Origin of the sequence: Rhizobium sp. BR 249 (assembly GCF_047445895.1) — a bacterium.
In the GTDB taxonomy this organism is placed as follows: Bacteria; Pseudomonadota; Alphaproteobacteria; order Rhizobiales; family Rhizobiaceae; genus Rhizobium.
The window spans coordinates 180768-194765 of record NZ_JARWKX010000010.1 but is presented as its reverse complement, the minus strand read 5'-3'; the positions used below and the strand labels follow the sequence as shown (position 1 = coordinate 194765).

The following is a 13998-nucleotide window of genomic DNA, read 5'->3' as shown; positions in this document are numbered from 1 at the left end:
ATGAAACATCAAGCCCGATATATTGGTCCATGGTTGCCTCCATTCGATGTTTGGGCCCGGTTCCTATCGTGAGCCCGTATTGCCATCTTACCGGGGGCAACCACCCCAGCCAGCCATCATCTGATAAATATGACATGGGGTGATCGCGCCGCGATTACCCCATGTTTTGCGATAACGACATGCGTAAAACAGAGAACTAAAGCGCGAAGAGCGAATCTGAAAGATCGCGACGCGCTTTAGAAGGCCGCCGTCATCGGATCCGGACCCATGCGGGCGGAGGCACTGTCGAGCTTGGCGATCGCGGCCATGTCACCGGCATCGAGCTTGAAGTCGAACACCTGGAAGTTCTCCTCGATGCGCGACGGCGTGACCGATTTCGGAATGACGACGAGGCCGGTGTCGATGTGCCAGCGGATGATGACCTGGGCCGGCGTCTTGCCATGCTTTCTGGCGATCTCGCCGATGGCGGGGTTCGAAATGAACTTGCCCTGGCCGAGCGGACTCCAGGATTCGGTGACGATATTCAGTTTCTTGTGAGCCTCCTGCGCCGCCTTCTGCTGAAAGTCGGGATGCAGTTCGATCTGGTTGATGACGGGAACAACACCCGTTTCGCCGATGATTCGCTCCAGATGTTCGGGATAGAAATTCGACACGCCGATCGAGCGGGCCCGGCCCTCTTCCCGGATGCGCACGAAGGCCTTCCAGGTCTCCGTGTAAAGGCCGCGATGCGGCGACGGCCAGTGAACGAGATAGAGGTCGACATAATCGGAGCCGAGCTTCCTGAGGCTGCCGTCGAAAGCGCGCAGCGTATTGTCGTAGCCCTGGTCGGTGTTCCTGAGCTTGGTGGTGACGAAGATGTCCTTGCGGTCGAGGCCGGAAGAACGGATGCCTTCGCCGACACCCTCTTCGTTGTCGTAGCCGGACGCCGTATCGATATGGCGATAGCCGGCGGCGATGGCGGTGCGCACCGTTGGAGCAGCAATCTCCTGCGGGGTCTGCCAGACGCCGAGGCCGACCTGCGGAATGGAATGTCCGTCATGGAAAGTGATGATGGGTTGAGCGGTCACAATATATCTCCGGGAGTTTGAAGAATTGGACGAGGCATGAATTGCGCCCTTTTACAGCGCCGCGCGTCTTTTAAGACGCGCAAAGGACGCTGTAACACTTTAATTGCTGCATAATTTGATCCTTAAATCGATTCCGATTTAAGGAATTAGGCAGATCGGCGGACGTCCCGGAACGCATTTCAGCCTGAGCGTTCGGTCACCGAAAACATATAGGCGGCCGCGGCCGCAAAACAATCAGAGCACCCGGACAATCGTGCCCTTTCGAAGGTGTGGCAGAAGGCGGCGCATGTCGCGAAGCGCCACCGCCACGCATCCTGCCGTCGGCTCGTAGCCCGGCCGGATGAGATGGAAGAAGATCGCCGAGCCGCGGTTGCGCGCCCGCGAGGAGATGTTCCAGTCCATGACAAGGCAGATATCGTAGAGCCCGTCGCTACGCCGCATCTCTTCGTGGCTTGCACCAAGCGGCGCCCTGACAAGACGGTTATAACTGGCATTCTCAGGCTGATCGCACCAGAGCATGTCGGCACGAATGCGGCGAAGAGCAAGCGGCGTGACCAGAAGACCGTTCCGCTCGCCGCGCCGAAAGCCTGATATCAGCCTCATCGATGCAATCGGCGTGGCGCCATCGCCCTCGCGTTTCATGATGGTGCGGCCGGAGCGGCCGATCGCGGCAGGCACGGTGATCGAGCCGAGCCGGACGATCGCACGGCTCTTCTTTCCCGGTGCCGGGCGCACCATGATCGTGGGCGGCTTCATCCCCCGGTTCCGCCTTGCTTTTTCCATTTTTCTCGCATGTCTTGCATTGCTTGAGGCATTGATTGAAATCATATGAAAACCTGCCCGGCAACAGCCCCGCTGGCCGATCCTTGCCAAAGCTGCAATTTGGCGTAGGACTAGGGGACTTAACTTTGAGGACGCAACGGCATGACCGCACGCACCATTCTTCTGGTGGATGACGACGAGGACCTTCGCCAGACCCTGACGGAGCAATTGTCGCTTTATGAGGAATTCACGGTTCTGCAGGAAGCCAACGCCGGCAAGGGTGTTGCGACCGCCCGCTCGACGCCCATCGACCTCTTGATCATGGATGTCGGCCTGCCCGATATGGACGGCCGCGAAGCGGTAAAGCTCCTGCGCAAGGGCGGCTTCAAGGCGCCGATCATCATGCTGACCGGCCACGACACCGATTCGGACACGATCCTCGGCCTCGAAGCCGGCGCCAACGATTATGTCACCAAGCCCTTCCGCTTCGCCGTGCTGCTGGCGCGCATCCGTGTGCAGCTGCGCCAGCACGAGCAGAGCGAGGACGCGACCTTCACCGTCGGTCCCTACCTCTTCAAACCGAGCCAGAAGCTGCTCACCACCGACAACGGCCAGAAGATCCGCCTGACGGAAAAGGAAGCGGCGATCATCCGCTATCTCTATCGCGCCGAACAGAAGGTCGTCACCCGCGACGTGCTTCTCGAAGAAGTCTGGGGCTATAACTCCGGCGTGACGACGCATACGCTGGAAACCCATGTCTACCGGCTGCGCCAGAAGATCGAGCGAGATCCCTCCAATGCCGAAATCCTCGTGACGGAAAACGGCGGCTACAAGATCATACCCTAGGGCATTTCCGCGTTTTCCGAATCACGGAAATGCTCTATCTCTTTGTTTTCATGCAATTCTCGGCAAAAGCGTTTCACGCTTTGCCTGGCAAGACCGCTAGGCACTTTTGCTGGAATTGCTCTAAGGCGAAAAGCCCGCATGGCGCTGACCGACGACATTCATCTGCTTTCCCAGCTTCCGCTGTTCAAGGACATGAGCGAGGACCAGCTGCGGCTGATCGCCTTCGGCGCCGACCGGCGGATGATCGCCGCCGGCCAGATGCTGTTCCGACAGGGCTCGCCGGCCGAAAGCGCTTATGTCGTCATCAGTGGCAGCCTGGAACTGAGCACGACGAGCAGCGACGGCATGCAAAGGGCCGAAGCCGTCGCCGGCCCGGGAACGCTGATTTCCGAACTCGCGCTGGTCACGCTGGTTGAGCGGAAGTTCACAGCGATCGCGCGGGAAGATACGAGCATCATCCGCATCACCCGCGCCCTCTTCCATCGCTTGCTCGAGGAATATCCGGACGCGGCCCGGCTGATCGAAAACCGCATCCGCGACAACCTCGCCGAACTTGCGGCAAAAGCCGCAAGCCAGTTCCACCGCTTCAGCTGATCCTACTGTATCAGGGCGTCAACTGCGGGATAGGCCGTCGATCGCTGCGGCGAGCTTCATGAGATCAGCGGCATAGAAGCCGGCAGCGTTGAGACAGTTCGTCTCGAGCAGCTTCAGTCCCTCTTCGGTGCGGCAGATATCGAGGACATAAGCCGGCGAGTAGCCGGGATTGGTGTCCACCATGCTTTGCCCGAACGCAAGCGCATCGTCGTCGATCTCATGGCGGTGGACGACACGCGATCCGTCCTTATAAAGCGAATAGGTGACGATCCGCCCATCGACGGCCCACAGACGCCATTCGCGCATGATGCGAACCGGCTTGGTGAGCATCAGAAGCGTGTCATGACGAAGCGATCCGCCAGGGATTTCATCTTCGTCAAGCGCCAGAACCCTCTCTGCCATTCGGATGATCTCGTCGGTCGATTTGACATTGCCCGGCTCCTCCTTGCTGTCATCGACGGGGCGCAGGAACCATTCTCTCCCATCATCCGCCAAGCGGGCAGGGATCTCTCGGAGAATGAGAAACAGCGCGTCGGCTCCATTCAGGAGATAGGGATGCCATGCTTTTTCCTGGACGAAAGGACGCAGCTTGAACACACCAGGCCAATAGCCGTTCGCCTCGGCGTTTCTCCAAAGCGTGTAGGAACCGAACATGACGACGGAGCTTGGATCGGCGACGACGGGTTTGGGGATGAGCTCACCGACGAACGGCACGACCTTGTGCCATGTGTACGGGATGCCGAGCCGGTCGAGCGCCTCGGCCAGCTTATGGGTGTCGTCGAATTCCTGGAGAAGCCACTGCATCACAAATCGAAATGCGCCGTCACCGGCACATGGTCCGAGGGACGATCCCAGCCGCGTGCTTCCTTCAGGATCTCGATCCGCTTGAGATGCGGCCCGAGATCGGAAGACGACCAGATGTGGTCGAGACGGCGGCCGCGATCGGCCGCTTCCCAGTCCTTGGCGCGGTAGCTCCACCAGGTATAGAGCTTTTCGCTCGCCGGCACGTGATGACGCATGAGATCGAGCCAGGCGCCGCGCTTCATCACCTCAAGCAGCCCATCGGTTTCGACAGGCGTATGGCTGACGATCTTCAGGAGTTGCTTGTGCGACCAGACGTCGTGCTCCAGCGGCGCGATGTTGAGGTCGCCGACGAGGATGGCGGAGGTGTTGGTCTCGCCATCGGCTTTCAGCTGCTTCATCTCCTCGATGAAATCGAGCTTGTGGCCGAATTTCGGATTGATCGTACGGTCCGGCTCGTCGCCGCCGGCCGGGACATAGAAGTTGTGCAGCCGGATGCGGCGATTGCCGCGCTCGAAGATTGCCGAGATGTGGCGGGCATCGCCGACGCCGCAATAATCCTGCCGGTGATCCTCCGTCAGCGGAATGCGCGAGGCGATCGCAACGCCGTGATAGCCCTTCTGGCCGTGGATGATGATGTGATCATAGCCCATCGCCCGCAAAGGTGCGGCCGGAAAGAGCTCGTTCGGCACCTTGGTTTCCTGCAGGCAGAGAATGTCGGGCCTGTGCTTGAGAACGAGCTGCTCGACGATCGGCATGCGCAGCCGCACCGAGTTGATGTTCCAGGTGGTAATCGAAAAGCCCATGCCCATACCCTCTTGCGTCTCATCCCGCATGCCAGCCGAGCCAGAGAACCGTGGCTCGACGCGACGTGCTTTCATGAAAGGGCTTTAGAACAAAGGCGCACGAGAGGGAACCGGCCGCTTGCGAAAGCGGCCGAAGATCAACCGAAAAGGCTTCAGTCGCGTGAGGCTGCCGTGCCCGGGATGCTCTCGTAGGGAACCCGGAAGACACGGTCGTCGAACTGCATGCCCGTCTTGACGTTGAAGATCATGACCGACGTATCCTTGCCCTGGTTGTCGGTGATCGTCCACTGGCGCAGATCATAGGTCTTCGGGTCGAACATCATGGTGATGGTCGAGTTTCCGAATACGGTATTGTTGCCGAGCGCGATCGTTGTCAGGTCCGACTCCTCCTTCACGCCCTTCACCATACCGGCCGAAAGGTCGATGCGCTGCGCCAGGAGCAGGCTGAGCGGGGTCTTGGAGAGCGGATAGAGATCCCAGGTCTTCAGCTTCATATTGCCGATGGCGACATTCTTGCCGTCGGCGATCACCCGCATCGGCGACGGGTCGTCATAGTTGAAGCGCAGCTTGCCGGGGCGTTGAATGAAGAATTTGCCGCCGGTCTGCTCGCCGCGCGGGCCGAACTGCACGAATTCCCCCTGCATCGTCGTGACGCCGGAGAAATGATCGGCGATCGCCTGCGCCGTGCCGGAAGCAGGCGCCGCCGCCTGCGCAAAGGCGCCCAAGGGCACGGCACTCGCAGCGGCCGCGACGGCAAAGGCGCCCAGAAGTTCGCGGCGCGTCACGGTCAGGCCGGAGAGGAAGGAATCGGAGTTGGTCATCTAAATCTCCTTTATGCGATCTGCATGCCGCCGAATGGCGGCGTCTTCAAGGCGCCGCGATCGTCCTCGCGAGAAGCAACGGCTTCCATGCTCTCAGCTTCCGCGAAAACGGCCGTATGGGAAATATATGGCTGTTATTTCAGCGGTCGAGGATGTCGGCCTCGGTCGGAACGAGAATTTCGCGCTTGCCGGCGTGATTGGCAGGCCCGATGATGCCTTCCTTCTCCATCCGCTCGATCAGCGAAGCGGCGCGGTTATAGCCAATGCCGAGCCGGCGCTGGACATAGGAGGTGGAAGCCTTGCCGTCGCGCAGCACGATGGCGACGGCCTGGTCGTAAGGATCTTCCGAATCCGAAAGGTTCGACGTGCCGGCCGGGCCGCCACCGCCGCCATAATCGCCGTCCTCGTCGTCATCGGCGGTGATCGCATCGAGATATTGCGGCGACCCCTGCGTCTTCAGGTAGGAGACGATCTCTTCCACCTCGACATCCGAGACGAACGGGCCGTGCACGCGCTGGATACGCCCGCCGCCCGCCATGTAGAGCATGTCGCCCATGCCGAGCAGCTGTTCCGCGCCCTGTTCCCCGAGGATGGTGCGGCTGTCGATCTTCGATGTCACCTGGAAGGAGATACGGGTCGGGAAATTCGCCTTGATCGTGCCGGTAATGACGTCGACGGAGGGACGCTGCGTCGCCATGATCACGTGGATACCGGCAGCACGCGCCATCTGGGCGAGACGCTGGACCGCGCCTTCGATATCCTTGCCGGCCACCATCATCAGGTCGGCCATCTCGTCGATGATGACGACGATATAGGGCATCGGGCTGAGATCGAATTCCTCGGTCTCGTACATCGCCTCGCCGGTATGGCGGTCGAAGCCGGTCTGCACCGTGCGCGAGATCACCTCGCCCTTCGACAGGGCCTGTTCGACGCGGGTATTGAAGCCGTCAATATTGCGCACGCCGATCTTCGACATCTTCTTGTAGCGCTCTTCCATCTCGCGAACGGTCCATTTGAGCGCGACGACGGCCTTCTTCGGATCGGTGACGACAGGCGAAAGCAGATGCGGAATGCCGTCATAGACGGAGAGTTCGAGCATCTTCGGATCGATCATGATCAGCCGGCACTGCTCCGGCGTCATACGGTAGAGCAGCGACAGGATCATCGTGTTGATGGCGACCGATTTGCCCGAGCCGGTGGTGCCGGCAACGAGCAGATGCGGCATCTTGGCGAGATCGGCGATGACGGCTTCGCCGCCGATCGTCTTGCCGAGCGCCATGGCGAGCTTCGCCTTGCTGCCCTCGAAATCCCGCGACGCGATGAGCTCGCGCAGAAAGACGGTCTCGCGCGTCTGGTTCGGCAGTTCGATGCCGATCGCATTGCGGCCGGGAACGACAGCGACACGCGCGGCGATCGCGCTCATCGAGCGGGCGATATCGTCGGCAAGGCCGATAACGCGCGACGACTTGATGCCGGGCGCCGGCTCCAGTTCGTAGAGGGTGACGACAGGGCCGGGACGGACATGGATGATCTCGCCCTTGACGCCGAAATCCTCGAGCACGCCTTCGAGCATGCGGGCATTCTGTTCCAGCGCGTCGGCCGAAAGCGTCGAATCGCGCACCACGTTCTTCGGCTCGGCGAGCAGATGCATCGAGGGAAGCTGGAAACCTTCGGGACGGATGAACGAGCCCTGCGCTTCCCGCTCGACGCGAGCGCTGGGCTTCGGACGCGCAGCCGCGGGAACGACGCGCGGCTCCGGCTTGCCGGCGGCCTTTGCCGGCGCGCGGATCATCCAGTCGTCGTCATCGTCGTCGGGCAGGATATCGGCCGGGCGCGGTGGCATGTCGGAATCGAAAGGCAGGTCGTCGTCATCATCGTCGTCGACGGACAATGACGGCGCGGCGACGATGCGGCGAGACGATGCCGCCCGCGGCTCCATCGACGGCTCCATGCGTTCGCCGCGGACCGTCGGCGCCTTGGCGCGGACCGGCTCATTCAGCGTACCGAACTCGTCGTCGTTGAAATCGTAAGGTGATTCGAAATCGCCCTGGCGACGCTTGCGCGGCCCCATGCCGAAGAGCCGGCGCAGCCGCCCCTGGCTCATATACCAGGCATGCGTCATGGCGCCGCTGAACGCGACCCAGCGGGATTCGTCCTCCTCGTCCTCGTCTCCGACGACGCGGGCTTTGCTTGTCGTATCGGCGAAATCTTCTTCGATCTCCTCGTCGGCATCGCTATGGCCGACGAGGCCCGATGCGAACAGCATCATCCATGCGGTCGGCAGCGAAAAGATGCAGCCGACGACCATGGCGAAGGTGCCTGTGGGATAGGCGCCGACGAAGAGTGCGGGAAAACGCAGGATCATGTCGCCGACGACGCCGCCGATGCCGTTCGGGATCGGCCAGGTGAGCGGCGGCGGAAAACAGCCGATGACGGCGGAGGAAAGCACCGTGCCGGCAAGCCAGGCGCCGGCCCGCGCGGGAATGCGGCTGAAACGGCGGCCCGAGATCAGCGCCAGCGCCCAGGCGACGATCGGCAGCATCGAAACGACACTGGCAAGCCCGAGAAACTGCATGACGATATCTGCAAAGGCAGCGCCGGTGTAACCGAGGACGTTCGTCGGCAGGTTGGCGGTGGCATAGGAATAGCTGGGATCGGCGACATTCCATGTCGCCAGTGCAGCGACGCAGAGCGCCAGCAGCAAAAAGACCGCAAAGCCGATGAGTGCCTGGATCTGCCGCAGCATGAATGCCGAGAAGGAGAACCGATCCGGACGGCCATCCATCGCCGGCGACGTGCTTCTTGCCATGTGTCTAACCCGTCCAATGCCTGAGGGCATGCGAATCACCGAAGCTTCGCCATGCCAAAATGCGTCCGCTCCACCTAACCAGAACCGGGTTAAAGCGATGTTAACCATGCGTGCCGGGACAGGCTTTCCCTCGGAAAAACGAAAAAAGCCCGAACCTTGGAGGGTCCGGGCCAAATGCGGTCTATGGCAGCTTTTTCGGGGTCTAACCCGGAAAAGCTCGAGATAGGCCGCGACGGGCCGTGGAGCGGCGCCCGATGCCCGAGCGCCGCAAAGCCGATGTTACGAGTGGTAGGCGGCTTCGCCGTGAGTCGAGAGGTCGAGACCTTCGCGCTCGGCTTCGACGGTGACGCGCAGGCCGATGACGACGTCGACGATCTTGTAGAGGATCGCCGAACCGATGCCCGACCACAGCAGCGTCGTCAGCACGCCCTTGGCCTGGTTCAAGACCTGGGTTGCCGTGCCGGCATAGGTGGCTGCGAAATCGGCCGTCGAATAATCGACGATGCCGGCGCCGCCGAGAGCCGGGTTGACGAGGATGCCGGTACCGAGAGCGCCGAGGATACCGCCGATGCAATGAACGCCGAAGACGTCGAGGCTGTCGTCGTAGTTGAACTTGTTCTTCACGACGTCGACGAAGAAGTAGCAGACCGGCGAGACGATGAGGCCGAGAACGATCGAGCCCATCGGGCCGGCAAAGCCTGCCGCCGGAGTGATGGCGACGAGACCGGCGACAGCACCCGAAGCGCCGCCGAGCATGGAAGCCTTGCCGCGTGCCAGGCTTTCGACGATGCACCAGGATACGGCGGCAGCGGCCGTCGCAACGAAGGTGTTGATCATGGCGAGCGATGCATAGGCATTGGCTTCGAGGTTGGAGCCGGCGTTGAAGCCGAACCAGCCGACCCACAGCAGCGATGCGCCGACCATGGTCAGCGTCATCGAGTGCGGCGCCATGATTTCCTTCTTATAGCCCGTGCGCTTGCCGAGCATGATGGCGCCGACGAGGCCCGCGATGCCGGCATTGATGTGAACGACCGTGCCGCCGGCGAAGTCGATTGCGCCGTAGGAGAAGATCAGGCCGGCCGGCGCGGTGTAGGAGCTCGGACCGCCCCAGAACCAGACCATGTGCGCCATCGGGAAGTAGATGAAGGTGACCCAGAGCACGACGAAGAGCATGACGGCCGAGAACTTGATGCGCTCGGCGAAGGCGCCGACGATCAGGCCGGGCGTGATGCAGGCGAAGGTCATCTGGAAGACGATGAAGGTGTATTCCGGAATGGCCACGCCCTTCGAGAAGGTTTCGGCGAGCGACGAGGTGTTGACGCCGGCGAGGAACGCCTTGGAGAAGCCGCCGACGAAGCTGTTCAGCGAGCCGCCGTCGGTGAAGGCGAGCGAATAGCCGTAGGTCACCCAGAGCAGCGCCACGACGGCGGTGATCATGAAGACCTGCATCAGCACGGAGAGCATGTTCTTGGCGCGCACGAGACCGCCGTAGAAAAGCGCAAGGCCGGGGATCGTCATCAGCAGCACGAGCGCCGAGGAGACGAGCATCCAGGTATTGTCACCCTTGTCCATGGTGAAGGCGGGCGCAGCGGCAGCAGCAGCGGCTGGCGCGGTCTCCTGTGCGAAAGCGACGGCCGGCGCCAGAAGCGCAGCCGTTGCTGCGCAAGCCAGCGCAAAGGTGGAGGAAAACTTCGAAATTGACATTGGAATAAAGCTCCTTGCTCTGCCGCTCTTACAGCGCTTCAGAATCGGTTTCGCCGGTGCGGATGCGCACGGCATGATCGATCGAATAGACGAAAATCTTGCCGTCACCGATCTGGCCGGTCTTGGCCGACGCCGCGATGGCTTCGACGGCTCTGTCGACGAGTTCGGATGCAACGGCGATTTCGATCTTGAGCTTCGGCAGGAAGCTGACCGCATATTCGGTGCCGCGGTAGATTTCGGTATGCCCCTTCTGGCGCCCGTAGCCCTTCACTTCGGTCACGGTCAGGCCCTGAATACCGATCGCCGTAAGCGCTTCGCGGACCTCATCGAGCTTGAACGGCTTGATAATAGCCATCACAATTTTCATCTGGTTTCCCATCCTTCGTTATCCTCGGCGCGGAGCCGACTCTCCTTGCCGCTGACGTTCCTGAACAGCGACCGGCGATAGACATTCAAAGGGCGTGCCAGATTCGAGACGCGATATAACTTATTGAAAAATAAAGAATTTATGAAAGAGCGCCAATAAACAGGCAAATGATTGGCCAATAAGCGCACAAATAATGCGCAAATTCAAAAATATGCACCTTATTTAATCATTTGCCTTTTTCCGAATCAGACCCTCCTGAGCAACGGAGGCGATCAGGGCGCCCGATCGCGTAAACAGGCTGCCGCGGGTCAGCCCTCTGGCGCCCGACGCCGACGGGCTGTCCTGCGTATAGAGCAACCAGTCGTCGAGTTTGCAGGGCCTGTGGAACCACATGGAATGATCGAGGCTCGCCACCTGCAGGCTCTGGTCGAAAATGGACGTGCCGTGGGCATAGAGCGAGGTATCGAGCAGCGTCATGTCCGAGAGATAGGCAAGCACCGCCGCCTGGTAGAGCCGGTCGTCGGGGACCGGGCCGGTGGCGCGCACCCAGACGTCGTGCCTCGGATCGAGCTTCTCGTCGGAAAAATAATGCGTCAGCGAAACGGGGCGGATCTCGATCGGCCGCTCGCGCTGCCAGTATTTGCGGATCGCTTCCGGCGCATGCGCGAGATACTGCTCCTTGATCTGCTGTTCGCCGAGCAGCGCCTCGGGCATCGCCACATCAGGCACTATGATCTGGTGATCGAAGCCGGGCTCTTCCCCCTGGAAGGAGGCCGAGAGCGCGAAGATCGCCTTGCCATGCTGGATCGCGACCACCCGCCTTGTGTTGAAGCTCGATCCGTCGCGGATTCGCTCGACCTGATAGATGATCGGTACCGAGGGATCGCCGGGGCGCATGAAATAGGCATGCAGCGAATGGACGAAGCGCTCGGCCTCGATGGTGCGCTGCGCCGCCATCAGCGCCTGGCCGATCACCTGGCCGCCGAACACCCGCTGCCAGCCGACCTGCGGGCTGCGGCCGCGGAAGATATCCACCTCGATCGGCTCCAGATCGAGCGTCGAAAGCAGCGTCTCCATCGCCGAAGGCCCTGATGTCTCACGCGTCATTTTGTACGTCTCGCCGTGGTAGGAAGTGAAGTTGCGATGATCTATATAGATCACATCTGAGGCACAAGGTACGGGAGCGGCGCGATGCGGGACATGCTGGTTGTGGGTGGGGGTTATGTCGGCCTTTCCGTCGCCGTCGCGGTCAAGCAGGCGGCACCCCATCTCAATGTCGCCGTCGTCGAGGCGGCGCCCGAACATGTGTGGAAAGGCGATACACGCGCCTCTGCCATCATCGCCGCGGCCTCGAAGATGCTCGAAGTTTTCGGTATCTGGAACGAAATCGAGCCGGAAGCGCAGCCGATCACCAAGATGATCGTCACCGATTCCAAGACCTCCGATCCGGTGCGTCCGGTATTCCTCACCTTCGACGGCGAGGTGGAGGACGGCCGCCCCTTCGCCCATATGATCCCGAATGTCGCCATGGTCGCAGCACTGCGCGGCGCCTGCGAGCGGCTCGGCATCGATATCCGCCATGGGCTGAGCGCCGTGGAATTGAAGACGCAGGACAGCCATGCCACCGTCACGCTTTCGGACGGCAGCACGCTGGACACGCGGCTGCTGGTCGCCTGCGACGGTGTGCGCTCGAAGCTGCGCGATCTCGCCGGCATCAAGACCGTCACCTGGGATTACGGCCAGTCCGGCATCGTCGTGACGGTCGAACACGAGCGGCCGCATGAAGGCTGCGCCGAGGAACATTTCCTGCCGGCTGGCCCCTTCGCCATCCTGCCGCTGCGGAACAACCGCTCCTCGCTCGTCTGGACGGAACGCACGCACGATGCCGACCGGCTGGTCACTGCCGACGATCTGATCTTCGAGGAGGAGCTGGAACGCCGCTTCGGCCATAAGCTCGGCGCGCTGAAGGTCGTCGGCGACAAGCGCGCCTTCCCGCTCGGCCTGACGCTCGCCCGTTCCTTCGTCGCGCCGCGCTTCGCGCTCGCCGGCGACGCCGCCCACGGCATTCATCCGATTTCCGGACAGGGCCTCAATCTCGGCTTCAAGGATGTCGCGGCCCTCGCCGAAACCATCGTGGAGGCCGACCGCCTCGGCCTCGATATCGGCTCGATCAACATTCTCGAGCGCTACCAGACCTGGCGGCGCTTCGACACTTTCCGCATGGGGGTGACGACCGACGTGCTGAACCGGCTCTTCTCCAATGACGCCACCCCGATCCGCATCGCCCGCGACGTCGGCCTCGGCATCGTCGACCGCCTGCCGCGCCTCAAATCCTTTTTCATCGGTGAGGCGGCGGGAACCACGGCGAAGGACAATCCGCGCCTGCTGGCCGGCCAGACGATTTAAGGAAGCAGATTATTCGTCGAGGCGGCGGGCCTCGGACACCAGCATGATCGGAATGCCGTCGCGGATCGGATAGGCAAGCTGCGCCTTTTCCGAAACGAGTTCATTATGCTCGCGATCATAGGAAAGCCGCCCCTTGGAAAGCGGGCAGACCAGGAGTTCGAGCAGCTTCGGATCGACGCGGCTGAGTTTTTCGTCCATGGCCGAAGTCTACTGCAGAACCGTGTCGGAGTCACCGAAGACGCGCGCCAGCACGATCTCGGTAATGGCGATCAGCGTCTCCGCCCGCGTCTTGAGATCGGGCGCTTCGAGCAGCGCCTGTTTTTCCGCCGGCCCGAAGGGCGACATCATGGCGAGCGAATTGACGAGCGTCAGATTGCTCGCCCGCTCGACGCTCTCCCAGTCGGCCTCGAGCTTGTTGGCGTCGAGATAGGCCTTGAAGGCCGTCAGAAGCGCCGTGCGGTCGACGGCTTCCTCCTCGGCCTCGGCCGAGAGGTCTGCGATGAAGGGAACGATGCGGAAGCTGCGGAAGGGATCGCTGGTCGCTTTCTCCTCCAGCAGGCGGAAGCGGCAGACGCCGGTCAGCGACACGATATAGCGCCCGTCGCCGGTCTCGGCGAAGGAGGTGATGCGGCCGAGGCAGCCGACGGTGGCGAGATTGTGCTCGCCGCCCTTGTCCTCGTGTTCGCCGAGCGCTGGCTGGACCATGCCGATCAGCCGGTTTCCGGCAAGGGCCGCATCCAGCATCGCGAGATAGCGCGGCTCGAAGATATTGAGAGGAAGTTGCCCGGCCGGCAGGAGAAGGGCACCGGTCAGGGGGAAGACGGCGATCGTATCAGGCAGATCGCCCGGCTTCAGGTATCTGGCATTCCCGACTTGCATGAAACCGTCCCGCATTCTTGTAACGGGCATGCCCGTCTGACGAGAATGTGGTGCCCCTGTCCAAAAACGCAAGGGCAGATGCTCGAAACTTGGCGGATAACCCCGAAAATCGGAATCGATCGGAAAGGATCGCACC

The 13998-nt window shown here is 61.6% G+C and carries 14 protein-coding genes; 3 read left to right on the top strand and 11 right to left on the bottom strand.

All coding sequences use genetic code 11. The features are described from left to right. Positions 1 to 236: 236 nt before the first annotated feature. Entirely contained in the window at positions 237 to 1067 is an 831-nt protein-coding gene (locus tag QD408_RS12235; RefSeq protein WP_414139481.1) for an aldo/keto reductase, read from the bottom strand. A 234-nt stretch (positions 1068 to 1301) separates the two neighbouring features. Further along, positions 1302 to 1823: a L,D-transpeptidase family protein gene (locus tag QD408_RS12230; RefSeq protein WP_088683800.1), complete on the bottom strand. Its 522-nt coding sequence runs from the start codon at positions 1821 to 1823 to the stop codon at positions 1302 to 1304. A gap of 168 nt (positions 1824 to 1991) precedes the next feature. Between QD408_RS12230 and QD408_RS12225 the strand changes: the two genes are divergently transcribed. After that, on the top strand, positions 1992 to 2675 hold the full coding sequence (locus QD408_RS12225) for a response regulator transcription factor (RefSeq protein ID WP_088683801.1): 684 nt from the start codon (positions 1992 to 1994) through the stop codon (positions 2673 to 2675). A gap of 138 nt (positions 2676 to 2813) precedes the next feature. Beyond that, complete coding sequence (locus tag QD408_RS12220; RefSeq protein ID WP_088683802.1) at positions 2814 to 3269, top strand: cyclic nucleotide-binding domain-containing protein; 456 nt, start codon at positions 2814 to 2816, stop codon at positions 3267 to 3269. Between the two features lie 18 nt (positions 3270 to 3287). Here the strand turns inward: QD408_RS12220 and QD408_RS12215 are convergent, their stop codons facing one another. The 7 genes from QD408_RS12215 to tesB form a co-directional block, all read right to left on the bottom strand. Then, entirely contained in the window at positions 3288 to 4073 is a 786-nt protein-coding gene (locus QD408_RS12215) for an ATP-grasp domain-containing protein (protein ID WP_414139480.1), read from the bottom strand. Further along, positions 4073 to 4876 carry an exodeoxyribonuclease III gene (locus QD408_RS12210; protein WP_414139479.1) on the bottom strand — a complete coding sequence of 268 codons (804 nt, stop codon included), beginning with the start codon at positions 4874 to 4876 and terminating at the stop codon, positions 4073 to 4075. The genes QD408_RS12215 and QD408_RS12210 overlap by 1 nt, the downstream gene beginning before the upstream one ends. A gap of 152 nt (positions 4877 to 5028) precedes the next feature. Next, the gene (locus tag QD408_RS12205; protein WP_088683803.1) at positions 5029 to 5697 is read right to left on the bottom strand and encodes an outer membrane lipoprotein carrier protein LolA; all 669 of its coding nucleotides are present in this window, start codon (positions 5695 to 5697) and stop codon (positions 5029 to 5031) included. Between the two features lie 139 nt (positions 5698 to 5836). Continuing rightward, positions 5837 to 8506, bottom strand: a complete 2670-nt coding sequence (locus QD408_RS12200; protein WP_088683804.1) for an FtsK/SpoIIIE family DNA translocase — start codon at positions 8504 to 8506, stop codon at positions 5837 to 5839. A gap of 279 nt (positions 8507 to 8785) precedes the next feature. Then, complete coding sequence (locus QD408_RS12195) at positions 8786 to 10210, bottom strand: ammonium transporter (protein ID WP_088683805.1); 1425 nt, start codon at positions 10208 to 10210, stop codon at positions 8786 to 8788. 28 nt (positions 10211 to 10238) lie between these two features. After that, positions 10239 to 10589 carry a P-II family nitrogen regulator gene (locus QD408_RS12190; RefSeq protein ID WP_003543684.1) on the bottom strand — a complete coding sequence of 117 codons (351 nt, stop codon included), beginning with the start codon at positions 10587 to 10589 and terminating at the stop codon, positions 10239 to 10241. A gap of 210 nt (positions 10590 to 10799) precedes the next feature. Next, positions 10800 to 11684, bottom strand: coding sequence for an acyl-CoA thioesterase II (gene tesB / locus QD408_RS12185; RefSeq protein WP_414139478.1), 885 nt, complete (start codon positions 11682 to 11684; stop codon positions 10800 to 10802). 84 nt (positions 11685 to 11768) lie between these two features. Between tesB and QD408_RS12180 the strand changes: the two genes are divergently transcribed. Next, positions 11769 to 12983 carry a ubiquinone biosynthesis hydroxylase gene (locus QD408_RS12180; RefSeq protein WP_414139477.1) on the top strand — a complete coding sequence of 405 codons (1215 nt, stop codon included), beginning with the start codon at positions 11769 to 11771 and terminating at the stop codon, positions 12981 to 12983. 9 nt (positions 12984 to 12992) lie between these two features. Here the strand turns inward: QD408_RS12180 and QD408_RS12175 are convergent, their stop codons facing one another. Together QD408_RS12175 and QD408_RS12170 are read right to left on the bottom strand one after the other, a co-directional pair. Beyond that, entirely contained in the window at positions 12993 to 13181 is a 189-nt protein-coding gene (locus QD408_RS12175; protein ID WP_003567459.1) for a Trm112 family protein, read from the bottom strand. A gap of 9 nt (positions 13182 to 13190) precedes the next feature. Further along, positions 13191 to 13877: an LON peptidase substrate-binding domain-containing protein gene (locus QD408_RS12170; RefSeq protein WP_414139485.1), complete on the bottom strand. Its 687-nt coding sequence runs from the start codon at positions 13875 to 13877 to the stop codon at positions 13191 to 13193. Between the last annotated feature and the right edge of the window lie 121 nt (positions 13878 to 13998).